The following is a 20,967-nucleotide window of genomic DNA, read 5'->3' as shown; positions in this document are numbered from 1 at the left end:
GTCCAACTGTAGGTGTCGAGCGGCGATCTAGACTGCCCGACGTGTTCACCGGGCCTCTTCTGCTTCCGCCGCTCCTGCTCCTCGTACTCCTCCTGGTCAGCGGGGCGGCCAAGGCGCGCCACACCGACGCCACACGCAGCGCCTTCTCCCAGCTCGAGCTGCCGCGGGTGCTGACCAACTCGCCCGCGCCCCGCGCGCTCCCCTGGGTCGAGATCCTCCTGGCGGCCGCTCTGCTGGTGGCCCCGCCCCCCTTCGCCTTGCCCGTGGCCGTGATCGCCACTCTGCTCTTCGCCGGCTACCTCGTCGTCATCGCCCGCGCGCTGACCTTCGACCACCCGGTGACGTGCAGCTGTTTCGGCGAGCTGGGCCTCGGTCAGGTCACCCGTCGGACCGCCGTGCGCAACGTCCTGCTGGTCATCGTGGCCCTGCTGGGCGTCTGGTCCGCCACCGCCGAGGCGTCCGTGGCGAGTCGGCTCGTCGACGCCTCCGGCGTCGAGTGGATGTGGCTGGGCCTGGTCGTGCTCACCGGCGCAGTCCTCGGGACCACCTTCGGTGGGCCGAAGGGCGGCTCCCCCACCTCGTCGGTGGTCGGCGCCCACCCCTCCGACGCCGAGGGCGAGCTGGACTACCTGCGCCAGCCCCTCCCCTTCGCCACCCTCGCGGACGCCGACGGCAGCCTGCACAACCTCACTGAGCTGACCCGCACGGGTGCCGTGGTGCTCGTCTTCATCTCACCCGGCTGCGGATCGTGCCGGGCGGCGATCGAGAGCATCCCGCAGTGGTCCACCGACCTCGCGCCGGTGCGGGTCATCGGCGTCGTCGCCCAGACGATCGAGGCCACCGTGGCCGCCGTCCCGGAGCTCGAGGGCCACCTCATGCACGACTCGAAGGGCGTGACCATTCGCATCTTCGGTGCCCGCACACCGAGTGCGGTCCTGCTGGGCGGGGACGGGATGCTCGCCGGCGGGCCGGTCATGGGCGGCCACGAGGTCACGGCCTTCGTCGAGGACGTGCGGGGGGAGCTGCTCGCGGCCGGAGTTCTTGCCCCCGCCTGATCACCGGTAGTTGTCGGTCAGTGTCCAGGCGTCCTCGTCGTCGTCCTCGGTCCACTCCTGCGCAGGCGGGTCGGTCCCGATCGGGTCGTCCGCATAGCGGTCGCCCCGTGCGGGCACGGCCGTGGTGTCGACCATCTCGCCCTGCTCGACCTCGTCGGCAGAGTCCTGGTCGAAGGCCTCCTCGGTCCGGCCCCCCTCGGGCTCCGGCGGGTCCTCGCCCTTCATCAGGGCCAGCGTGGTCGGCAACTCCTCCGGGGTGACGAGCACGTCGCGGGCCTTCGACCCCTCGGAGGGACCAACGACTCCGCGGGACTCGAGCAGGTCCATCAGACGGCCGGCCTTGGCGAAGCCGACCCGCAGCTTGCGCTGGAGCATCGACGTCGAGCCGAACTGCGTCGTCACGACCAGCTCGGTCGCCTGGAGCAGGACGTCGAGGTCGTCGCCGATGTCCTCGTCGATGTGCTTCTTCGGCGCCTCCGGGGGCGCCACGTCCTCGCGGTAGGTGGGCTTGAGCTGACCGGTGACGTGCGCGACGACGTCCTCGATCTCGGACTCGGTCACCCAGGCGCCCTGGACACGCATCGGCTTCGACTTGCCCATCGGCAGGAACAGCGCATCCCCCTGGCCGAGGAGCTTCTCTGCGCCCTGCTGGTCGAGGACGACCCGGGAGTCGGCCAGCGACGACGTCGCGAAGGCCATCCGTGAGGGGACGTTGGCCTTGATCAGGCCGGTCACGACGTCGACCGAGGGACGCTGCGTCGCCAGCACGAGGTGGATGCCGGCGGCACGCGCCAGCTGGGTGATGCGCACGATCGAGTCCTCGACGTCCCGCGGAGCGACCATCATCAGGTCGGCGAGCTCGTCGACGATCACCAAGAGGTACGGGTAGGGCTCCAGGACCCGCTCGCTGCCGGGGACCGCCTCGACCTTGCCGGCCTTGACGGCCTTGTTGAAGTCGTCGAGGTGCTTGTAGCCGTAGGTCGCGAGGTCGTCATAGCGCATGTCCATCTCGCGCACGACCCACTGGAGGGCCTCGGCGGCCTTCTTGGCGTTGGTGATGATCGGGGTGATCAGGTGCGGGATGCCCTCGTAAGCGGTCAGCTCCACGCGCTTGGGGTCGACGAGGACCATCCGCACCTCGTCCGGGGTGGCCCGCATGAGGATGGAGGTGATCATCGAGTTGACGAAGGAGGACTTGCCGGAGCCGGTGGCGCCGGCGACGAGGATGTGCGGCATCTTCGCCAGGTTGGCGATGACGTAGCCGCCCTCGACGTCCTTGCCGACGCCCATGACCATCGGGTGCTCGTTGTTGCGCGCGACATCGGAGCGCAGCACGTCACCGAGGCAGACCATCTCCTTGTCCGCGTTGGGGATCTCGATACCGATGGCCGACTTGCCGGGGATGGGACTGAGGATCCGCACGTCCGCGGAGGCGACGGCGTAGGCGATGTTCTTGCTCAGGGCGGTGACGCGCTCGACCTTCACGCCGGGGCCGAGCTCGACGACGTACCGGGTGACGGTCGGACCGCGGTGGAACCCGGTGACCTGGGCGTCGATGCCGAACTCGTCGAGGGTGTTGGTCAGCGCCTCGACGACCTGGTCGTTGGCCTCGGAGCGCTCCTTGTGGGGCGGGCCCGGCGTGAGGTACGTGCTCTCCGGGAGGGTGTAGGTGACGTCTCCGGCGAGGGCCAGCTGCTCCACCCGCTGCGGCAGCTGCGCCGTGGGCGGTGCCTCGAGCACGGTCTTGCTCTCGGCCTTGACCGGGGCGACGACGGGGTTGGCCGTCGGGCGCTTCTCCCCGGGACGCGGGCCACCGGCCTCAGGCTGCTCGATCGGGGTCGTCGCGGCGGACGCGGCGGCGGCCTTCTTCTTGCGGCCCTTGCCGTCGACCGGCTGGACGACGGCTGCCTGGTCGTAGGCGGTGTCGCCGTCGCGTTGACCGGAGAGCGCCTCGTCGTCCGCTGAGCGGCGTCGACGCCGGGCCCGGTTGACGGCGGTCCCGGGGGCATCACCGGCGGCCGGCTGCTCCTTGACGTGTGCGGGTACCTCACCGGTGAAGGCGGCGCGGACGTAGGCCAGCCGCTGCGGGACCTCGTGCAGCGGGGTCCCCGTGAGCAGCAGCAGGCTGAAGAGGCCGAGGAGGATCAGCAGCACCGTCGCGGGCCACGGTGTCACGGCCGTCGCGAGCGGATCGGAGGCGAGGAACCCGACGATGCCTCCGGCATCACGCATGGGGGCAGCGCCGACCGGGGGCTGCGGGATGTCCTTGGCGATGTGGGTCAGCCCGGAGGCCGCGAAGAGAGCCATGACGGTGCCGAAGCCCAGGCGGGCATCCGCCGCCTCGTTGCTCGGGGTGCGCAGCAGGCGCACGCCCAGGAGCAGCAGCACGATGGGCAGGGCGTAGGCGACCCGACCGAAGGTCCCCGCGAAGACCGCGTGCACGACGTCGCCGAAGGCGCCGGGCAGGCCCCACCACTCCCGCACGGCGACGACGAGGGCAAGGGCGAGGAAGAGGAAGCCGAGACCGTCACGACGGTGCTCCGGCTCGATCTGGCTGGCCCCGTGCCCCATCCGGCGCACGCCCGAGCCCGTGGCGTGCGCGACACCCATCCAGGTGCGCTGGACGGCCGCGAGCGGCAGGGGCAGACCGCCCCCGGACGCACCCTTCTTGCGGGCGGCGGGGGCCTTGCGCTTGGCAGCCGGCTTCCGCCCCGAGGGCCGCGTGCTGCCACGGGGTCGCGAGGCGGCGCTCTTGCGAGCGGTGGTCGACGGGCGAGTGGCCATGTTTGCAGGGTAGGGGAAAGACACGCCTGACACACGCGTCACACGCGCAACAGGCGGTAGCCTCCCCCGGTGGACTCCCGCACGATCCTCGTCATCCTCGTGATGGGCGCGCTCGGCATCGGTGTCCTCCTCGGGCTGCGCAGGGGCACCTACCGTCGCGCCGACGAGACCGGTCCGCTCCCCGACCACTGGTGGGTGGTGCCGCTCGCTCCCTTCGCCGGCGTCCTCGTCGACCAGGCCCTCGCCGACCGCCCGTGGCCGGTGCTGCTGCCCTACCTCGCGCTGGTGCCCGCCGGGCTGGCCCTGGCTGCGATCGACGCGGACGTGCACCGGCTGCCCAACGCGATCACCCTGCCGCTCGTGCCGATCGAGCTCGTCCTGCTCGCCGGGGCGAGCGCTGCGACCGGCGACTGGGACTCCCTTCGCCGGGCCGGTCTGGCCGCGCTCCTCGTCGGTGGCGCCTTCCTCCTGCTGGCTCTCGTGCTCTACGGGCGCTCGATCGGGATGGGCGACGCCAAGCTCGTCGTCTCACTCTCGGCCGCCCTCGGCTGGCTCTCGTGGGGCCACGTCCTGGCCGGACTCTGGCTCGGCTTCGTCCTCGGCGGCGTGGTCGCCCTGGGACTGCTGCTGGCCCGTCGGGCGAGCCGGGGCACCCACCTGGCCTTCGGCCCCTATCTCGTGAGCGGCGCGCTGCTCGCCGTCCTGCTCGGCTGACGTCCCACGACCCGAGACGTGCACCGCCCGAGTGGACACGACGAGCCCGACATCCGCTACCGTCTCGACCCAAGGTCACGAGTACCAGCGACAAGCCCCGGCTAGCTGGTCGGCAACCCTCCTTCCGCGGTGGGGTGCTCCGGGTGACGACCTGGCCGGCGACGCAGTGTCGTCCGGCAAGCGCGGACTCACGGTCGACACCTGGGTCCACGACCCGATGGAGTCCCCCATGACCGTGTCCGACCTGCGTCCCACCACCACCACCGCCCTGCCCCAGCTGGTCTCCGCGGGCCTGAGCTACCGCGACCACGACGGCTCGAGCGTCGAGTACGCCCATCTCGACCACGGCGCGACGACCCCCGCCCTGGTCGCCGTCACGCAGGCGGTCACCGCCGCCGCGCTCACCTACTCCTCCGTTCACCGTGGTGCCGGCTTCGCCGCCAGGGTGACCAGCTCGCGCTACGAGGCGGCCCGCGAGTCCGTGGCGGCATTCGTCGGGGCCCGCGATGATGACCAGGTCGTCTTCACCCGCAACACGACCGACTCGTTCAACCTGCTCGCCCGGGCACTGCCGACCGGCACGACGGTCTTCGTCTTCGCCTCCGAGCACCACGCCGCGCTGTTGCCGTGGTCCGACGCCGTGCGCCTGCCCATCCCGCACAGCCATGCCGAGGCGATCACCCTGCTCGACCAGGCTCTGCGCGCCCACCCCGGTGAGCACCGCCTCGTCGTCGCCACCGGTGCATCGAACGTCACCGGCGAGCGCTGGCCCATCGAACGGCTCGCCGACCTGGCGCACGCGCACGGGGCCCGCTTCGCGCTCGACGCCGCCCAGGTCGCTCCGCACCGTCGCGTCGACATCGCGGCCCTGGGCATCGACTGGGTCGCCTTCTCCGGTCACAAGATCTACGCGCCCTTCGGCGCGGGTGCCCTGGTGGGCCGCAGTGACTGGCTCGACGCGGCGGATCCCTACCTCGTCGGAGGTGGCGCCACGGCCCGGGTCGGTGACGGTGCCGTCGAGTGGACCGCCGGCCCGGCCCGCCACGAGGCCGGCAGCCCGAACGTCCTCGGCGCGGTCGCCCTGGCCACCGCCTGCGACGTCATCAGCGAGCACGAGGAAGTGATCGTCGCCCACGAGCACGCCCTGCGCACGCGCCTGCTCAGTGGCCTCGCCGCCATCGACGGAGTGCGCGTGCACACCCTCTTCGGCGGACGGACGGGGGCACCGGTCGCGATGATCACCGTGGACGGGCGCGACAGCGCCGAGGTCGCGCGCGTCCTCGGGGAAGAGCACGGTATCGGGGTGCGCGACGGGAGGTTCTGCGCGCACCTGCTCGTCGACGAGCTCCTCGCCGACCGTCCGCAGACGACCGCCGTGCGGATCAGCGCGGGACTGGGCACGACGAGCGAGCACGTGGACCGGCTGCTCGCCGCCCTTCGCTCGTTGTAGGCGGGACTCAGGCCTCGACGACCACCGGGATGATCATCGGACGGCGACGGATCTTGCCGCCGACCCAGCCGCCGACGGCGCGGCGCACGACCTGCTGCAACTGGTGCGGGTCGGTCGTGCCCTTGCGGGTGGCTTCCTCGATGGCGGCGATGATCTTGGGCCGCACCTGGGTGAAGATCTCCTCGTCCTCGGCGAAACCACGCGCGGTGATCTCCGGGCCGGCGACGATCTTGCCGCTCGAGGAGTCGACGACGACCATGACGGAGATGAAGCCCTCGTCGCGCAGGATGCGACGGTCCTTGAGCAGCTCCTCGGTCGCGGCACCGACGCTCGAGCCATCGACGTAGGTGTAGCCGCAGGGCACCGCCCCGACGATGCGCGCGCGACCGTCGATGAGGTCGACGACGATGCCGTCCTCGGCGAGCACCACGTGCTCGGGGTCGACACCCGTGTCGATGGCCAGCTCGGCGTTGGCCACGAGGTGGCGCCACTCGCCGTGGACCGGCATCACGTTGCGGGGTTTGACGATGTTGTAACAGTAGAGCAGCTCGCCGGCGCTGGCGTGGCCGGAGACGTGCACCGTGGCATTGCCCTTGTGCACGACGTCGGCTCCCAGGCGCATCAGGCCGTTGATGATCCGGTAGACGGCGTTCTCGTTGCCGGGGATCAGGCTCGAGGCGAGCAGGACGGTGTCGCCATCGCCCACGTCGATGCGGTGGTCGCGGTTGGCCATGCGCGACAGAGCAGCCATCGGCTCGCCCTGGCTACCGGTGCACACCAGGACGACCTCGTCGTCGGGCAGCTGATCGAGCTTCTTGACGTCGACGAGGACGTTGTCCGGGACGTGCAGATAGCCCAGGTCGGCGGCGATGCCCATGTTGCGCACCATCGAGCGGCCGACCATCGCGACCTTGCGCCCGGAGCGCTCGGCGGCATCGAGCACCTGCTGGACGCGGTGCACGTGACTGGAGAAGCAGGCGACGATGACCCGGCGACGCGCCTTGCGGAAGACGTCGTCGATCGAGCCGGCGATGTCTCGCTCGGGCGTGGTGAAGCCCGGGACCTCGGCATTCGTGGAGTCGGTGAGGAAGAGGTCGACTCCCTCCTCCCCCGCGCGGGCAAAGGCACGCAGGTCCGTCAGGCGTCGATCAAGCGGCAGCTGGTCCATCTTGAAGTCGCCGGTGTGCAGCAGGGTGCCGCCGGGCGTGCGGAGGAAGAGCGCCAGCGCGTCAGGGATCGAGTGGTTGACGGCGATGAACTCGCAGTCGAAGACGCCGAGCTTCTCGCGGCCGCCCTCACGCACGCCCAGGGTGTAGGGCTTGATCCGGTGCTCCTTCAGCTTCGCCTCGATGAGCGCCAGCGTGAGGGTCGAGCCGACGAGCGGGATGTCCGGCTTGAGCTTCAGCAGGTACGGGACCGCACCGATGTGGTCCTCGTGGCCGTGCGTGAGGACGATCGCCTGGATGTCGTCGAGGCGATCGGCGATCGCATCGAAGTCCGGCAGGATCAGGTCGACGCCGGGCTGGTGGTCCTCGGGGAAGAGGACACCGCAGTCGACGACGAGCAGCTGCCCGTCGTGCTCGATGACGGTCATGTTGCGACCGACCTCACCGAGCCCGCCGAGGGCGGTGACGCGCAGCGCGCCCTTCTTCAGCGGCGGCGGCAGCTGCAGGTCGGGGTGGGGATGGCTCATCAGGCGGCTCCGATTCCGGATGCGTTGAGCCCGGCGCGCAGGACCTCTAGGTGCTCCTCGGGGCCCTGAACGTAGGGCAGGCGGACAGTGGCGTTGTCGATGATCCCGAGCTCGACGAGGGCGGCCTTGACCATGATGGCGCCCTGCGAGGTGCCCATGATCGCGTTTACCACGGGGATGAGGCGGTGGTGGACGGCCCGGGCGCTCGCCAGATCACCGGCGTCGAGCGCGGTGACCATCTCGCGATAGTGGTTCCCGGCCACGTGGCCGACGACGGAGACGACACCGTGGGCGCCCTGGGCGAGGAGGGGGAGGTTCATCTCGTCGGCACCTGAGTACCAGAGCAGGTCGGTCGCGGCCATGACCTGCGTGGAGGCCCACAGGTCCCCCTTCGCGTCCTTGACGGCGAGGATGCGCGGGTGCGACGACAGCGCAATCAACGACTCCGTCGCGAAGGGAGTGGCCGTGCGCCCCGGGATGTCGTAGAGCATGATCGGCAGGACCGCGGCGTCCGCGATCGCGCGGGTGTGCGCGATCAGGCCCGCCTGGGTCGGCTTGTTGTAGTACGGCGAGACGACGAGCAGGGCGTCCGCCCCGGCCTCGGTCGCCTCGGCGGCCATCTGGATCGCGTGGGCGGTGTTGTTCGAGCCGACGCCCGCTGTGACCTTCAGGCGGTCACCCGCGGCGGCCTTGACCTCGCGGACCATGGTGATGCTCTCGCCGGCGGTCAGGGTCGGCGACTCACCGGTCGTGCCGTTGACCACGACCCCGTCGTGGCCGGTCGCGACGAGATGCTCGACGACCGCGGCCACGGCCGTGGTATCCAGCGCGCCGTCGGGCGTCATGGGGGTGACCATCGCCGTGATCACCCTGCCGAAGGGGGAAGTCGTCGTCATGCGTTCAGGGTAGCCGTCAGTGCCCCCGTCTATCGTGGCGCCATGCGCCAGTACCTCGACCTGATGTCCCATGTCCGCGACCACGGTGTCGAGAAGGACGACCGGACCGGTACGGGGACCCGCAGCGTCTTCGGTCACCAGATGCGCTTCGACCTCGCCGAGGGGTTCCCGGTGCTGACGACCAAGAAGCTGCACCTGCGCTCGATCATCGGCGAGCTGCTGTGGTTCCTGCGTGGCGAGACCAACGTCCGGTGGCTGCAGGAGCGCGGCGTCTCCATCTGGGACGAGTGGGCGGACGAGTCCGGCGACCTCGGCCCGGTCTACGGGCACCAGTGGCGCTCCTGGCCGGACCCGGACGGGGGCACCATCGACCAGATCGCCGCCCTGATCGAGGGTCTGCGCACCACCCCCGACAGCCGTCGGCACATCGTCTCCGCGTGGAACGTCGCCGAGGTCGGCGAGATGGCGCTGCCGCCGTGCCACACGATGTTCCAGTTCTACGTGGCCCCCGGGGTCGACGGCGCCCGTCCTCGTCTGTCCTGCCAGCTCTATCAACGCAGCGCCGACATCTTCCTCGGCGTGCCCTTCAACATCGCCTCCTACGCGCTGCTGACGATGATGGTGGCCGCGCAGGTGGACATGGAGCCGGGCGAGTTCGTGCACACACTCGGCGACGCGCACCTCTACCTCAACCACCTCGAGCAGGCCGACCTGCAGCTGACCCGCGAGCCCGGGCCGCTGCCGAGGATGGAGATCGCTGCCCGGGAGTCCATCGACGCCTACGAGATCGAGGACTTCACCCTCGTCGGCTACGAGGCCGCGCCGAGCATCAAGGCACCGATCGCCGTATGAGCCTGCCCCGCCCCCTTCCCCGGTCCCTGCGCGGCCGCGTCCCGCTGACCGCTGCCGCCTACGCGGTGATCACCCGTGCGGGTGAGCACGGCCGTGAGGTGCTGCTGCAGCTGCGCCGTGGCACCGACTACATGGACGGCTGGTGGGCCTGCGGCGCCGCTGGTCACCTCGAGGACGCCCAGTCCCCCAGCGAGGCGCTGGCACAGGAGGCGCAGGAGGAGCTGGGCATCACGATCGAGGCCGCCGAGCCGTTGACGACGCTCCAGCGTTCCAACCCCTTCGGTCCGCTCGAGCAGCGCGCCGACTTCTTCTTCCACGTCACCCGGTGGTCCGGCGAGCCGAGGCTGCTCGAGCCGGACAAGGCCGCTGACCTGCGGTGGTTCCCCCTGCAGACGCTGCCGGACCAGGTCGTCCCCCACGAACGGGTCGTTCTCGAGGCACTGCGGGAGGGAGAGGTGCCTCCCTTCATCGAGCGGGGCCACGACCAGCGGCTGACGCTCGTCGCGGCCCTCGGCTCCAACGGCGCCATCGGCGTCGACGGGGGCATGCCGTGGCACCTGCCGGAGGACCTCGCCCACTTCAAGGCCGTGACCATGGGCGGGGTGATGATCATGGGCCGGCGCACCTGGGACTCCATCGGCCGGGCCCTGCCGGGACGCACGACCATCGTCGTGACCTCCGACCGCGAGTGGTCCGCGCCCGGCGCGCTCGTCGTCCATGCCCTGCACGAGGCGATCTCCGTGGCCGGCCCCGGTCAGACCTTCATCGCCGGCGGCGGCGAGATCTACCGGCAGACGATCGACCTGGCCTCCCGTCTCGAGCTGACCGAGGTCGCCGCCTCGCCCGAGGCCGAGGTCTTCTTCCCCGAGGTCGACCCGAGCGACTGGCGCGAGGTCTCCCGCACGCCACGGGGAGGCTTCGACTTCGTCACCTACGAGCGTCAACCGTCGACGTTCACCTGACTCTACATGAACCTATATGGTTCATAATGAACGAAATGAAGCTATGATGTTCATATGACAGTGGTGGTCACACTCATCGGTGACGTCGTCTCCTCGCGCAGCGCGCCGGACCGGCGGGAGTTGCACGCGCTCCTGCAGGAGACGCTCACCGCCGTCACCGCGGCGACCGCCCCCATCCACCCCCTGCGCATCACCGTCGGTGACGAGTTCCAGGGCGCCTGGGAGCGGCGGGGCCAGGCACTGCACGCCGCCTTCCTGCTGCGACTGACCCTCCTCCCCCGGGTCGAGACCCGTTACGGCCTCGGCCGGGGCGAGGTGACCGACCTCGAGCAGGACGGCACCGTGCAGGACGGGCCGGGCTGGTGGAGCGCCCGCGAGGCCATCACCACGACGAAGGGGGCGGAGGCCGACGTGCGCTCCGACGGCCTCGTCGTGCGCACCCGCTGGCACGAGGGTGGCCCCACGGGCCTGGCCGTCGACGCGGCGGTCCGGCACCGCGACCTGCTCGTCGCCGGTCTGGACGAGCGGTCGCTGCGGCTGCTTCGCGGCCTCCTCCTCGAGCGGACCCAGCGCACCCTCGCCGCGGAGGAGAGGATCAGCCCCACCGCGGTCTCCCGGCGGGTCCATCGCGACGGGTTGGCGCAACTCATCGCGATCGACGCCGATCTGGCGGATCTGCCATGAGTGTCTTCGCGATCCTGCTCGTCGCCATCGGTGTGGCCGACCTCGCTCGCAGCATCATCGAGCAGCGGAGCACCCGCGAGGGCGACGCCACCCGCTGGCGGGTCCACCGCATCGGCACCGAGGCGGGCATCGTCTCGCTCTGGTTCGGCGCAGCCCTGGCCGGCCTGCTGACCACGACATCGGGCTGGCTCCTCGTGGCGTTGGCGACCGTCTCCCTCGCTGCGTGGCTGCTCGTCTCCGGGTGGGCTCTGACCCGCGATCGCGGCCACGTCATCGCCCTGTCCACGCTGGCCGGTGGGCTCGTGGCCCAACTCGCCCTCGCCGGGTGGGCGCCGCAGGCCGGTGGTGCACTGGCGCGGTGGATCACCTGGGCGGACCTGCCCTGGTCCCCCGAGCCGGGCCGGGCGCTACTCATCGCAGGTCTGGCGCTCGTGCAGCTGAGCACGGGCAACCTCATCGTGCGACTCGTCCTGATCAGCACGGGGGCCATGGCTCCCGGACCACCGATCGACCGGACGCAGGCTGCGGACCGGGCGCAGGAGCCGGACCAGCCGTCCGACACGCTCAAGGGTGGCCGTCTCCTGGGACCGCTGGAGCGGATCTTCATCCTCGGCCTCGGCCTCGCCGGACAGGTGACGGCCGCGGGGATCGTCATCGCTGCCAAGGGCCTGATCCGTTGGCCGGAGCTGCGCTCGTACGCACGGCCCGGGTCCGCCGGCGGACGCCACTCGGACATCGACACCGTGACCGAGTACTTCCTCGTCGGCAGTTTCGTCAGCTGGCTCGTCGCGCTCGGCGCTCTCGTCCTCGCCCTCTGACGCGGTGCATCAACGAGACAGGTCGATGTGGGCGATCGCCGGCTCGACCAGACTGCCCAACCACACCCGGCCGTCCTGCTCGCGCACGCCGGTGGCCATGTGCCAGCTGGTGGCGTCTGAGGACAGGTCGTGCACCAGCGAGCCGGCGGAGTCGTGGGCGGTGAAGCGCACGGTGCGCTTCGGCGTGGGCTTGACCGCGTCGGGCAACCGCAGGGCGAGGTCCCGCACCCGCTGCGGCGCCTTCTGCAGCATGCCCAGGACCGGGTCGGGCGGGGAGGCGATGGCCGACCAGATCAGCCCGTCCGACCCACGCGAGATGTTGTCCGGATAGCCCGGCAGGCCGGTGACGAAGAGCTGCTCCGCGGGCGGCACGACGCCACTCCCTTCGCTGCCGACGACGTGGTCGGCCACCGGCAACCCACCGCTGAGCTCGACCCGGCGGATGCGCTGCAGCGCGGTCTCCGCGACGAGGACGGCGCTCTCGTCCGGCAGCAGGGCCACACCGTTGGCGAAGGCAAGCCCGTCCAGGACCGTCGTGACGCTGCCGTCGACCGCGCGCCGCAGCAGCCGTCCGCTGCGGGTGTGCTCGATGAGTTCGGACTTCCACACCTCGACGCCCCAGTGCCGGGAGGAGTCGCTGAACCAGATCGTCCCGTCGGCGGCGACGGCGGCGTTGTTGGTGAAGACCATCGCGGCACCATCCACGTGCGTGACCAGTTCCTCGATCGCCCCGGTCCCGTGCACGTCGACGGCGAGCAGGCCGCGCCTCGCATCGCACACGAGCAACCGCCCGTCCGGCAGCCACTCCAACCCGAGGGGCCGGCCTCCCGTCTCGACCACCCGCTCACTGCTGCGCCCGTCCGGGGTCACCGCGATGACGGCCCCATCGACGGTCCCGGTCCACACCCGCCCATCGGGCCCCACGAGCACGTCCTCGGCCCCGAGGCCGGGGACCGGCACGATCGTCAGCGGCATCATCGTCTCCATCACCCCACCGTAGGGCTCCGGCGGGGACGAAGGGAGGGCTGCGCCGTGGCCTTCGCCGCCTTTCGTATGCTGGCGGGCGTGCCGATCCTCAGCGAGACCACCGATGCCGTCACGACCCTGACCATCGACCGGACCCACCGCCGCAATGCCCTCGACCTGACGACCCTCGAGGAACTGGACGCGGCGGTCACCGCCGCCGTCGAGTCCGGCTCGCGGGCACTCGTCCTCACCGGCGCGGACGGACACTTCTGCGCCGGGGCTGACCTGACCGAGCTCGAGGACGTCACCTTCACCGAGCGGCTCGCCGAGGTCCTCGAGCACCTCGCCGGTGTCCCGATCACGTCGATCGCGGCGATCTCCGGCTCGTGCATGGGTCTGGGGATGCAGCTCGCGGTCGCGTGCGATGTCCGGGTCGTCGAGGACGGTGCCCGCTTCGCCATCCCCGTGGCCAAGCTCGGCCTGATGGTCAACAAGTGGACGCTCGAGCGCGCCGCACGCTTCTGGGGTGAGGGCGCAGCCCGGCACATGGTGCTCACGGCCGCGGTCCTGGACCACGAGGACGCGTGGCGCCTGGGCTTCACCCAGCGTCGGGGCGGCCTCGACGTCGCTCTCGACCTCGCCCGGGCAGCCGTCCCGCTGGCCCCGTTGACCCAGCAGGGGTCGAAGGTCGGGATGGACTCCCCGACCGGCCCCGATGCGGCCTACGAGGAGGCATTCGCACGTGCCTGGGCCAGCTGTGACCTCGCCGAGGGTCAACGTGCCTTCACGCAGCGCCGTTCCCCCGTCTTCCAGGGCCGCTGATGCCCACCGCCGACGCCAGCGTGCGCGCCGCCAGCGCCAACGACGCCCCGGCCGTGGGGCAGGTCCAGGCCCTCGTGTGGCAGGAGGCCTACGACGGCATCGTCCCGCCGCAGGTGCACGCAGCCTTCGACCCCCAGTCCTTCGCCGCGGCCTGGCGCGACTCCCTGCGCACACCGCCCGAAGGGGTGCACCGCCTGCTCGTCGCCTGCGCCGGGGAACAGGTGGTCGGCTTCGTGGCCATCGGGCCCAGCCAGGACCCCGACACCGGCCAGACCACGGGCGAAGTCACCGCTTTGGGCGTCCACCCGATGCACCGTCGGCAGGGCCACGGCTCCCGGCTGCTCAACGCCGCCGTCGACATGTTGCGCGACGCCGGCGCCGACCACGTCACCGTCTGGTGCCTCGTCCAGCACGAGGGCGTGCGGGCCTTCCTCACCGGCTCCGGACTCGAGCCCGACGGCGCCTACCGGGACCGGGTGATCTCTCCCGAGGAGGACACGGCCCGCGAGGTGCGACTTGTCGCGACCCTCACCGACGACGCCAGCCCGGAAGCGGCTGGGTGACCCACCCGTCGCCTGCGGCGCACGCAGACGCTCGTCGGCAGGGCCTGTCCGTCGGCGTGGCCACGGGGGTCTACGGAATCAGTTTCGGTGCCCTGGGTGTCGCGTCCGGCCTCGACGTCTGGCAGACGATGGCCCTGTCGCTGCTGTTGTTCACCGGTGGGTCGCAGTTCGCCTTCATCGGCATCATCGGATCCGGCGGAAACCCGGTCACGGCCGTGGCCACCTCCACCCTCCTGGGGATCCGCAACGGCCTCTACGGCCTGCAGCTGGCCAGGGTGCTGCAGCTGACCGGGTGGCGTCGGGCGGCCGCAGCCCACCTGACCATCGACGAGTCCACGGCCGTCGCGCTGGCGCAGACGCAGCCGCAGGTCCAGCGCACCGGGTTCTGGGCGGGAGGGCTGGGCGTCTTCACCTTCTGGAATCTCTCGACGCTCGTTGGCGCGATCGTCGGCAACGCCATCGGTGACCCGCGCGTCTGGGGGCTCGACGCCGCAGCGGCCGCCGCCTTCGTCGGCCTCATCTGGCCCCGCCTGCGCGAACGCACCGGAAGGGTCACGGCCGCGCTGGCGGCAGTCATCGCCCTCATCGCCTTCGCCCCCACACCGGCCGGTGTCCCCGTGCTCCTCGCCGCCATCGCGGCGGTCGTCGTCGGGCTCGTCGACTCGGCCCCGAGCCGGGCCCGTGACATCGAGCAGCCGGAAGGGGACTTCCTGTGAGCACCACCACCTTGTGGCTCGCCGTCCTCGCCGCCTGCGTGCTGGGCTTTGCGGCGAAGTACGCCGGGTATCTCGTACCCGAGTCCGTCGTCGACGGTCGGCGTCGTTCCCGGATCATCGGCCTCCTCCCGGTCGCCCTGCTCGCCGGGCTGGTCGTCACCCAGACGGTCGGAGGCGAGGGCGACATCGTCGTTGACGCCCGGCTGGCGGCCGTCGCCCTCGCCGTGGTGCTGCTGTGGCTGCGGGCCAACTTCGTCATCGTCGTCGTCGCGGCAGCCGCCCTGGCCGCCGGCCTGCGAGCGCTCGGCTGGGGCTAGAGCTCCAGGCCGGCGGCCGCTGCGAGGGTCCGGTCGACGAACTCGATCGCGGTGGGCGGTGGACGCTCCGCGACGTGCGCCAGCAGGATGCTGCGTGCAGGCAGGGCGGGCGCGATGGGCAGCAGACGCACTCCGGGGTCCTGCGGGTCGACCGACAGTGCAGGCATCACGGCCGTCCCGATACCTGCTCGCACCATGGCCTGCACCGCAGCATTGTCATTGCTGCGGAAGGCAAAGGCCGGCTGGATGCCCGCGGCACTGAAGCCCCGCTCCACCAGCTCGTGACATGCGCACTGGTCGTGTCCGATTAGTGGGCGGTCCCCCAGGTCCCGGATCGAGAGCGCCTCCTGTGCCGGGTCGCCGGCCCGGACGACGGCGACGAAGGTGTCGCGCACCACCTCGCGCACCGTCAGCCCCGGGGCATCGACCGGGCCGACGAGGAAACTGACGTCCAGCCGGGCGCTGCGCAACGCCCGGATCAGCACGTCGTTGTCGTTGCTCTCCAGGACGGTCACCTCGACAGCCGGACTGTCCTGACGCAACTCACCCAGGACAGCCGGGAGCAACCGGGCCGACACCGACTGGAACGTCCCGATCGCGAGTCGACCCCAGGTCCCGTCGCGCAACGACGCGATGCGCAGATCCAGCAGGTCCGCGGTGGCCAAGAGGTCCCGGGCGACATCGAGGACCTCCAGACCCACTGCGGTCAGGACCACCGGCCGAGGCCCTCCGGGTCGGTGGAAGACCGTGGCCCCCAACGTCTTCTCCAGGGTCGCGATCTGACTGGTCACGGCCGCCTGCGAGAAGCCGAGCCGTGCGGCCGCCCGCCGGTAGGAACCCTCCTCGTGGATCGCGACCAACGCCGCGAGGTGGCGCAGACTCAGGTCGGTGGCGGCCATGGGCACACTCTAGCCAGCGATCGACTTTCCCGAACAGCATGGGCGGAAGTGACCACTTTTGTCAGTCACACGCCCCTGCCAGCATGGAGGCAACCCACGGATGATCAGGAGTGCCACATGACAACCGCAGCCCTACGGCCGTCCGCCGTCGTCGACGCGACCACGGCGGAAGAGTTCGCCGCGACCGGGGCCGTCATCGTGCGCGGCCTCTTCAGCCCCGAGGAGGTCGCGACCATCGAGCGGGGCATCGAGCGCACGCTGGCCGAGCCCAGCCCCCGCAAGAAGGTCGCGAGCAGCGCCACCGACCCGGGGAGCTTCGTCGAGGACTTCTGCAACTGGCAGCGGATCGAGGAGTTCCGCCGGGTGGCGTACACCTCGCGCGCTGCGGACGTGGCCGCAGCGCTGACCGGGAGCGAGCGCATACGCCTGTACCACGATCACGTCCTGGTCAAGGAGCCCGGAACCCAGCAGGAGACGCCGTGGCACCAGGACCAGCCGTACTACAACGTCGACGGCCTCGACAACTGCTCGATGTGGGCTCCCGTCGACCCGGTGGCGGCGGAGTCGACGCTGGAGTTCCTCGCCGGGTCGCACCGGCAAGGATGGCTCATGCCACGCACGTTCATGTCGAACGAGGCCAGGTGGTTCCCGGAAGGTTCGCTCTCCGAGCTACCGGACATCGAGGCCCACCGCTGCGACCACGACATCCGTGGCTGGGCGATGCAGCCGGGGGACGCGGTCTTCTTCCACATGCTGACGCTCCACCACGCCTACGGCGTCCCGGGCACCACAAGGCGTCGCGCCTTCTCGCTGCGCTTCCTCGGGGACGACATGGTGCACGCGCCGCGCCGATGGGTGACCTCTCCCCAGTTCGACGGGCTCGAGGACGAGATCGCGGCCGGAGCCCCCATGGACCATGGCCTGTTCCCCGTGCTGCGCGAGGGCCGCGCCGCGCAGGCAGGCCCGATCGACTAGAGCCCTCGCCTCAGAGGCCGAGCACGTTCTCCAGCCCCACGGTCACACCGGGGTGCTTGCCGACCGCGCGCACGCCGGCGAGGACGCCGGGCATGAAGGAGACCCGATCGAAGGAGTCATGGCGGAGGGTGAGCATCTCGCCCTCGTTGCCCAGGAGGACCTCCTGGTGGGCGACGAGGCCGCGCAGGCGGACCGCGTGCACCGGCACCCCCTCGACCTGTGCGCCACGGGCCCCGTCCGGGTCCTGGGTCGTCGCATCGGGGACCGCCCCCAGCCCGGCCTCCTCGCGCGCGGCGCCGATCATCTCGGCGGTGCGCGTCGCGGTGCCGCTCGGGGCGTCGACCTTGCGCGGATGGTGCAGCTCGATCACCTCGACCGACTCGTAGAAGCGCGCGGCCTGCTTGGCGAACTGCATCATCAGGACGGCACCGATGGCGAAGTTCGGCGCGATGAGCACCCCGACGCCCCCCTTCGCCTCGACGTCGCTGCGTAGCTCCCCGGCCTTGGCATCGGTCCAGCCCGAGGTGCCGACGACGACGTGGACGCCCCTGGCGACACAGTGGCGCACGTTGCCCTCGCTGGCAGCGAGCACGGTGAAGTCGATGGCGACGTCCGCGCCGCCGAGGTCGCCGAGGTCGTCCCCGTCGTCGTATCGGCCGACGAGCTCGAGGTCATCGGCTCCCTCCACCGCGTCGCACGCCGTCGAACCCATGCGCCCTGCGGCGCCGATCACTGCCACCTTCGTCGTCATTGCCACAGCCTACGAGCGACGGCCAGCACCCTTCGCCCCCGTCCGCGATCGAGCCGCGAAATTGCCCAGGACACGCACCGGACAACCGTCGTTCACCTGGAATTCACCTTGATGCTAGGGTCAAGGTGAACAAACGATGAACACGAGGTGTCCGACATGGCCGTTACTCCCCTGACGAAGAAGTCCGAGGCTCGTCCGGCTCCGCGCCTGACCTGCACCTGGGTCGCCGTTCGCGGGGATGGCGGCCGGACCCGCATGGAGATGCGCTGGGTGGAGCAGGCCGCTCCCCGCTCCACCCGATCCGCCGCCTGAGCCCGGTGCGCACTGCCGTCGAGCAACGCCGGCCGAGGAGTGGGCGTGCACGACCTCGGCGTCACTGACCGGCGGCAGCCACAACCTGCTCCCAGGTGACCTGTCGAGGGGCGCCGGCCCGATCCGGCGTCGCCAGGATGGCGATGGCTCGCAGTCGCTCCCGCTGCCCCAGGTCTGCGCCGAAACGGTCGAGGACGAGGACGGCACGTGGACGGGCGAGACCACCCATCACTTCGCGCACCGTCTCCATCAGCTCCACCGCGACGCCGTCCAGGTCCGGGTCCGGGCCGACCTCGGAGCTGAGGCTGACCGCGGCGACGAGCGAGCGCCCGAGATCGGGGTCCTTGCGGGAGGTCACCTCGGCGGCCTCGACGAAGGGGTGGTCCGCCAGGACCTCACGGACCTCGCGGAGGGAGACCAGCTGCCCGGAGATCGAGACCACCTCGTCGGTGCGCCCCAGGAAGTCCATGCGTCCGTCGCCCCGACGAACGACCAGATCACCCGTGGCGTAGCTACCGGGGTGGCGGGTCCAGTGCATGTCCGCGACCCCCGCCTGCGGGCCCTCCACACCGACCATCGTGCCCGCCCACGGGAGCCGAAGGATCGCCTCGCCGGCCTCACCCTCCGCGACCGGCCTCCCCTCGGCGTCGACGATGTCGAGGCCACAGTCCGGCACGGGAGCCACGTCGTCACCACCGCTGCCGTCCACCTGGACGATTCCGCCGAGCTCGAGCTGGCCCCAGGCGTCGACGACATCGATCTCCCTCGAGGCGAAGGCCTGCCCCAACCAGGACCGCAGCTCCTCCTCGACCGGCTCACCGGCCGTGGTGACCCGGCGCAGCGAGGGCAGCTCGGAGGCCTCGGGCAGCTCACGGGCCCAGCCCCGCACGGTCCGCGCCACGGATGGGGTCGTGACCATGCTGTCCACTCCGTATCGGGCGACGATGTCCCATGCCCGGGTCTGCGAGGGCTGGTCGAGCGTGCCCTCGTACATCACGACCGTGTCGCCGTAGGCCAGCGGACCGTAGATGCCGTGGAACTGGGTGACGGTCCAGGCGATGTCAGCAGCGCACCAGAAGACGCCACCGGTGCGCAGGCGACGGTGGACGGCCGTGGCCCCGGCCAGCATGGTCGCGGTGCCGTGCACGATGGAGACGGTCTGACCACCTCGGTGGGCCAGGGGGATTGCCGCGATCGGGTGGTCGGCCGGCAAGGACGCGGGCGCCGATGGGTCACCCACCGGCGGCGTCACGCCGCCGGGCCGTGCCGGGGCCACGAGGTCGTGGTACCAGCGATCGCCCTCGAACCACGCGACGTCCATCCCCGTGCGGCGCACGACGATGGTGTGCTCGACCGATCCGCCGGCAAGGAGTGCGTCGTCGGCGCGCGACTTCAGGGGAAGCACGGTCCCGCGCCGCCAGGCACCGTCCTGGGTGAAGAGCACCTTCAGGTCGAGCAGCTCCAGTCGGTCCCCGAGGGGCTCGACCGGCAGAGGGGCCGGCAGCACGGTGTGGATCGCACCGATGCGGGCGCAGGCGAGCATGATGACGACGGTCTCGGGGAGCCACCCCAGGTGCAGACCGACGCGATCGCCCCGGTCGACACCCATCCCCCGCAGTGCGGCGGTCAGCGCCAGCACCTCGTCGTGCAGCTGGGCGTAGGTCAGGGTGCGCCGGTCCCCCGGCTCCCCCTCCCAGTGGATGGCCGCCTGGTCGGCCCGGTCGGCGAGGTGCCGATCGACGCAGTTGGTGGAGAGGTTGAGGGCACCGCCGACGAACCACCGCCCGGAGCGTCCGCCGGGCAGCCACAGGTCGGCGAAGGGGGTGTCGAAGGAGATCAGGTCGGCGATCTCCTCCCACGAGGACGGCGGGGCAATCTGCCAGATGGCTGCGGGGTCCGGCTCAGGCATGGCCGAGCGTCCTTCCTGCCGCGCGCGCTGCGCGACCGAGCTTGCCCGCGACGGCCTTGACGACGTGGTCGTCATCGGGATCGTCGATGTTGGCCGCCAGGACGGCGACCGTCACCCCCTGCCCGTCGACCACCGGGACAGCCACCTCCGGTGGCATCGTCGGGTCCTCCGGAGCCAGGGCGAGGTGATCGGCCGCCGCCCACCGGGCGCGGGCCTCGTCGGTGGCTGTCTGGCGGTCGTGGTCCTCGGCGCGGTCCAGGGAGCGCTGCCACACGTCGTCGTCCTCGGCACGCGCGGCGAGCAGTCGGCCACCGGCGCACGAGAGCGCCGGCGTCACCCGGTGCGCGTCCCGGTAGGGGCCGGGACCGGTCCCGTCGACGCGGTCGACGTAGATGACCTCGCCGTGGACCAGGATCTCGACGTGGATGGTGTGCTCGAGCTGGTCGCGCAGCTGCGAGAGGTAGGGGCTGAGCGCTCCGAGCAGGGGCAGCCGGGAGAGGTAGTGGTTCGCCAGCCGGGTCAGCTCGGGCCCGAGCCCGTAGCGGGATGAGCGGGGGTCCTGGACGACGAGGTCGGCCAGGACGAGTGAGCGAAGCAGCCGGTGGACGGTGGGCACCGACAGCCCCGACCGTTCGGCCAGGTCGGTCAGCTGCTGGTAGGCGGGCCCCTCACCCAGCAACTCGAGCAGGCGCACGGCATTGCGCACCGTCCCGAGACCGCCCCGACCGGCCGTTGCCGACTCAGGCACGTGCGATGCAGTCACCACGACCCCCCTCTTCCGACGTCATTGCGCGAACGCCATCGAGTCAATCATGTTCGGAGACACATT

21 protein-coding genes and 1 riboswitch are annotated in these 20,967 nt (G+C 71.2%); of the genes, 13 read left to right on the top strand and 8 right to left on the bottom strand.

Annotation, left to right across the window (positions count from 1 at the left end):
- Window positions 1-41: 41 nt before the first annotated feature.
- Entirely contained in the window at window positions 42-1,055 is a 1,014-nt protein-coding gene (locus tag BJY20_RS13755; protein ID WP_185992051.1) for a MauE/DoxX family redox-associated membrane protein, read from the top strand.
- Here the strand turns inward: BJY20_RS13755 and BJY20_RS13750 are convergent, their stop codons facing one another.
- Window positions 1,056-3,839: a DNA translocase FtsK gene (locus BJY20_RS13750; RefSeq protein ID WP_185992050.1), complete on the bottom strand. Its 2,784-nt coding sequence runs from the start codon at window positions 3,837-3,839 to the stop codon at window positions 1,056-1,058.
- A gap of 69 nt (window positions 3,840-3,908) precedes the next feature.
- Between BJY20_RS13750 and BJY20_RS13745 the strand changes: the two genes are divergently transcribed.
- Both BJY20_RS13745 and BJY20_RS13740 read left to right on the top strand, forming a co-directional pair.
- The gene (locus BJY20_RS13745; RefSeq protein ID WP_185992049.1) at window positions 3,909-4,553 is read left to right on the top strand and encodes a prepilin peptidase; all 645 of its coding nucleotides are present in this window, start codon (window positions 3,909-3,911) and stop codon (window positions 4,551-4,553) included.
- 73 nt (window positions 4,554-4,626) lie between these two features.
- Window positions 4,627-4,742, top strand: a riboswitch (SAM riboswitch).
- A 40-nt stretch (window positions 4,743-4,782) separates the two neighbouring features.
- The gene (locus BJY20_RS13740) at window positions 4,783-6,003 is read left to right on the top strand and encodes an aminotransferase class V-fold PLP-dependent enzyme (protein ID WP_185992048.1); all 1,221 of its coding nucleotides are present in this window, start codon (window positions 4,783-4,785) and stop codon (window positions 6,001-6,003) included.
- A 7-nt stretch (window positions 6,004-6,010) separates the two neighbouring features.
- On the opposite strand, the gene BJY20_RS13735 is transcribed toward BJY20_RS13740, so the two are convergent.
- On the bottom strand, window positions 6,011-7,696 hold the full coding sequence (locus BJY20_RS13735; protein WP_185992047.1) for a ribonuclease J: 1,686 nt from the start codon (window positions 7,694-7,696) through the stop codon (window positions 6,011-6,013).
- The gene (gene dapA / locus BJY20_RS13730; RefSeq protein ID WP_185992046.1) at window positions 7,696-8,592 is read right to left on the bottom strand and encodes a 4-hydroxy-tetrahydrodipicolinate synthase; all 897 of its coding nucleotides are present in this window, start codon (window positions 8,590-8,592) and stop codon (window positions 7,696-7,698) included. The genes BJY20_RS13735 and dapA overlap by 1 nt, the downstream gene beginning before the upstream one ends.
- Before the next feature lie 42 nt (window positions 8,593-8,634).
- Between dapA and BJY20_RS13725 the strand changes: the two genes are divergently transcribed.
- From BJY20_RS13725 to BJY20_RS13710, 4 genes are read left to right on the top strand one after another with little or no spacing between them, the layout of a single operon-like run.
- Window positions 8,635-9,444 (top strand): thymidylate synthase, encoded by an 810-nt coding sequence (locus BJY20_RS13725; protein WP_185992045.1) that lies wholly within the window; start codon window positions 8,635-8,637, stop codon window positions 9,442-9,444.
- Window positions 9,441-10,406, top strand: a complete 966-nt coding sequence (locus BJY20_RS13720) for a dihydrofolate reductase (RefSeq protein ID WP_185992044.1) — start codon at window positions 9,441-9,443, stop codon at window positions 10,404-10,406. The genes BJY20_RS13725 and BJY20_RS13720 overlap by 4 nt, the downstream gene beginning before the upstream one ends.
- A 54-nt stretch (window positions 10,407-10,460) precedes the next feature.
- Window positions 10,461-11,090 carry a SatD family protein gene (locus tag BJY20_RS13715; RefSeq protein WP_185992043.1) on the top strand — a complete coding sequence of 210 codons (630 nt, stop codon included), beginning with the start codon at window positions 10,461-10,463 and terminating at the stop codon, window positions 11,088-11,090.
- Window positions 11,087-11,908 (top strand): hypothetical protein, encoded by an 822-nt coding sequence (locus BJY20_RS13710; protein WP_185992042.1) that lies wholly within the window; start codon window positions 11,087-11,089, stop codon window positions 11,906-11,908. Before BJY20_RS13715 ends, BJY20_RS13710 begins: the two co-directional genes overlap by 4 nt.
- 9 nt (window positions 11,909-11,917) lie before the next feature.
- On the opposite strand, the gene BJY20_RS13705 is transcribed toward BJY20_RS13710, so the two are convergent.
- The gene (locus BJY20_RS13705) at window positions 11,918-12,895 is read right to left on the bottom strand and encodes an SMP-30/gluconolactonase/LRE family protein (protein WP_246297161.1); all 978 of its coding nucleotides are present in this window, start codon (window positions 12,893-12,895) and stop codon (window positions 11,918-11,920) included.
- A gap of 78 nt (window positions 12,896-12,973) precedes the next feature.
- On the opposite strand from BJY20_RS13705, the gene BJY20_RS13700 reads away from it, so the two are divergent.
- From BJY20_RS13700 to BJY20_RS13685, 4 genes are read left to right on the top strand one after another with little or no spacing between them, the layout of a single operon-like run.
- Window positions 12,974-13,696 carry an enoyl-CoA hydratase-related protein gene (locus BJY20_RS13700; RefSeq protein WP_185992041.1) on the top strand — a complete coding sequence of 241 codons (723 nt, stop codon included), beginning with the start codon at window positions 12,974-12,976 and terminating at the stop codon, window positions 13,694-13,696.
- On the top strand, window positions 13,696-14,259 hold the full coding sequence (locus BJY20_RS13695; protein ID WP_185992040.1) for a GNAT family N-acetyltransferase: 564 nt from the start codon (window positions 13,696-13,698) through the stop codon (window positions 14,257-14,259). The genes BJY20_RS13700 and BJY20_RS13695 overlap by 1 nt, the downstream gene beginning before the upstream one ends.
- Window positions 14,256-14,975 carry an AzlC family ABC transporter permease gene (locus tag BJY20_RS13690; protein ID WP_185992039.1) on the top strand — a complete coding sequence of 240 codons (720 nt, stop codon included), beginning with the start codon at window positions 14,256-14,258 and terminating at the stop codon, window positions 14,973-14,975. The genes BJY20_RS13695 and BJY20_RS13690 overlap by 4 nt, the downstream gene beginning before the upstream one ends.
- Window positions 14,972-15,292: an AzlD domain-containing protein gene (locus BJY20_RS13685; protein WP_185992038.1), complete on the top strand. Its 321-nt coding sequence runs from the start codon at window positions 14,972-14,974 to the stop codon at window positions 15,290-15,292. The genes BJY20_RS13690 and BJY20_RS13685 overlap by 4 nt, the downstream gene beginning before the upstream one ends.
- On the opposite strand, the gene BJY20_RS13680 is transcribed toward BJY20_RS13685, so the two are convergent.
- Window positions 15,289-16,191 (bottom strand): LysR family transcriptional regulator, encoded by a 903-nt coding sequence (locus BJY20_RS13680; RefSeq protein WP_185992037.1) that lies wholly within the window; start codon window positions 16,189-16,191, stop codon window positions 15,289-15,291. The genes BJY20_RS13685 and BJY20_RS13680 overlap by 4 nt on opposite strands.
- Window positions 16,192-16,308: 117 nt before the next feature.
- On the opposite strand from BJY20_RS13680, the gene BJY20_RS13675 reads away from it, so the two are divergent.
- Complete coding sequence (locus BJY20_RS13675) at window positions 16,309-17,166, top strand: phytanoyl-CoA dioxygenase family protein (RefSeq protein WP_185992036.1); 858 nt, start codon at window positions 16,309-16,311, stop codon at window positions 17,164-17,166.
- 10 nt (window positions 17,167-17,176) lie between these two features.
- Here the strand turns inward: BJY20_RS13675 and dapB are convergent, their stop codons facing one another.
- Window positions 17,177-17,917 carry a 4-hydroxy-tetrahydrodipicolinate reductase gene (gene dapB, locus BJY20_RS13670; RefSeq protein ID WP_185992035.1) on the bottom strand — a complete coding sequence of 247 codons (741 nt, stop codon included), beginning with the start codon at window positions 17,915-17,917 and terminating at the stop codon, window positions 17,177-17,179.
- Between the two features lie 156 nt (window positions 17,918-18,073).
- Between dapB and BJY20_RS13665 the strand changes: the two genes are divergently transcribed.
- Window positions 18,074-18,229, top strand: coding sequence for a hypothetical protein (locus tag BJY20_RS13665; protein ID WP_185992034.1), 156 nt, complete (start codon window positions 18,074-18,076; stop codon window positions 18,227-18,229).
- A 61-nt stretch (window positions 18,230-18,290) separates the two neighbouring features.
- Here the strand turns inward: BJY20_RS13665 and BJY20_RS13660 are convergent, their stop codons facing one another.
- Both BJY20_RS13660 and BJY20_RS13655 read right to left on the bottom strand, forming a co-directional pair.
- Complete coding sequence (locus tag BJY20_RS13660) at window positions 18,291-20,138, bottom strand: AMP-binding protein (protein WP_185992033.1); 1,848 nt, start codon at window positions 20,136-20,138, stop codon at window positions 18,291-18,293.
- Window positions 20,131-20,901, bottom strand: a complete 771-nt coding sequence (locus BJY20_RS13655) for a helix-turn-helix domain-containing protein (protein ID WP_185992032.1) — start codon at window positions 20,899-20,901, stop codon at window positions 20,131-20,133. Before BJY20_RS13655 ends, BJY20_RS13660 begins: the two co-directional genes overlap by 8 nt.
- Window positions 20,902-20,967 lie beyond the last annotated feature (66 nt).

The organism is Janibacter cremeus, from assembly GCF_013409205.1.
Classification (GTDB): Bacteria; Actinomycetota; Actinomycetes; order Actinomycetales; family Dermatophilaceae; genus Janibacter; species Janibacter cremeus.
This window is presented reverse-complemented; position numbering and strand designations above follow the sequence as displayed.

What these genes read in the sequence shown, in the direction of transcription:
- dapB (WP_185992035.1), bottom strand. Translation starts at nt 17,917, where the DNA reads ATGACGACGAAGGTGGCAGTGATCGGCGCCGCAGGGCGCATGGGTTCG.
- BJY20_RS13735 (WP_185992047.1), bottom strand. Translation starts at nt 7,696, where the DNA reads ATGAGCCATCCCCACCCCGACCTGCAGCTGCCGCCGCCGCTGAAGAAG.
- BJY20_RS13695 (WP_185992040.1), top strand. Translation starts at nt 13,696, where the DNA reads ATGCCCACCGCCGACGCCAGCGTGCGCGCCGCCAGCGCCAACGACGCC.
- BJY20_RS13715 (WP_185992043.1), top strand. Translation starts at nt 10,461, where the DNA reads ATGACAGTGGTGGTCACACTCATCGGTGACGTCGTCTCCTCGCGCAGC.
- BJY20_RS13660 (WP_185992033.1), bottom strand. Translation starts at nt 20,138, where the DNA reads ATGCCTGAGCCGGACCCCGCAGCCATCTGGCAGATTGCCCCGCCGTCC.
- dapA (WP_185992046.1), bottom strand. Translation starts at nt 8,592, where the DNA reads ATGACGACGACTTCCCCCTTCGGCAGGGTGATCACGGCGATGGTCACC.
- BJY20_RS13750 (WP_185992050.1), bottom strand. Translation starts at nt 3,839, where the DNA reads ATGGCCACTCGCCCGTCGACCACCGCTCGCAAGAGCGCCGCCTCGCGA.
- BJY20_RS13710 (WP_185992042.1), top strand. Translation starts at nt 11,087, where the DNA reads ATGAGTGTCTTCGCGATCCTGCTCGTCGCCATCGGTGTGGCCGACCTC.
- BJY20_RS13675 (WP_185992036.1), top strand. Translation starts at nt 16,309, where the DNA reads ATGACAACCGCAGCCCTACGGCCGTCCGCCGTCGTCGACGCGACCACG.
- BJY20_RS13720 (WP_185992044.1), top strand. Translation starts at nt 9,441, where the DNA reads ATGAGCCTGCCCCGCCCCCTTCCCCGGTCCCTGCGCGGCCGCGTCCCG.
- BJY20_RS13705 (WP_246297161.1), bottom strand. Translation starts at nt 12,895, where the DNA reads ATGGAGACGATGATGCCGCTGACGATCGTGCCGGTCCCCGGCCTCGGG.
- BJY20_RS13740 (WP_185992048.1), top strand. Translation starts at nt 4,783, where the DNA reads ATGACCGTGTCCGACCTGCGTCCCACCACCACCACCGCCCTGCCCCAG.
- BJY20_RS13665 (WP_185992034.1), top strand. Translation starts at nt 18,074, where the DNA reads ATGGCCGTTACTCCCCTGACGAAGAAGTCCGAGGCTCGTCCGGCTCCG.
- BJY20_RS13680 (WP_185992037.1), bottom strand. Translation starts at nt 16,191, where the DNA reads ATGGCCGCCACCGACCTGAGTCTGCGCCACCTCGCGGCGTTGGTCGCG.
- BJY20_RS13725 (WP_185992045.1), top strand. Translation starts at nt 8,635, where the DNA reads ATGCGCCAGTACCTCGACCTGATGTCCCATGTCCGCGACCACGGTGTC.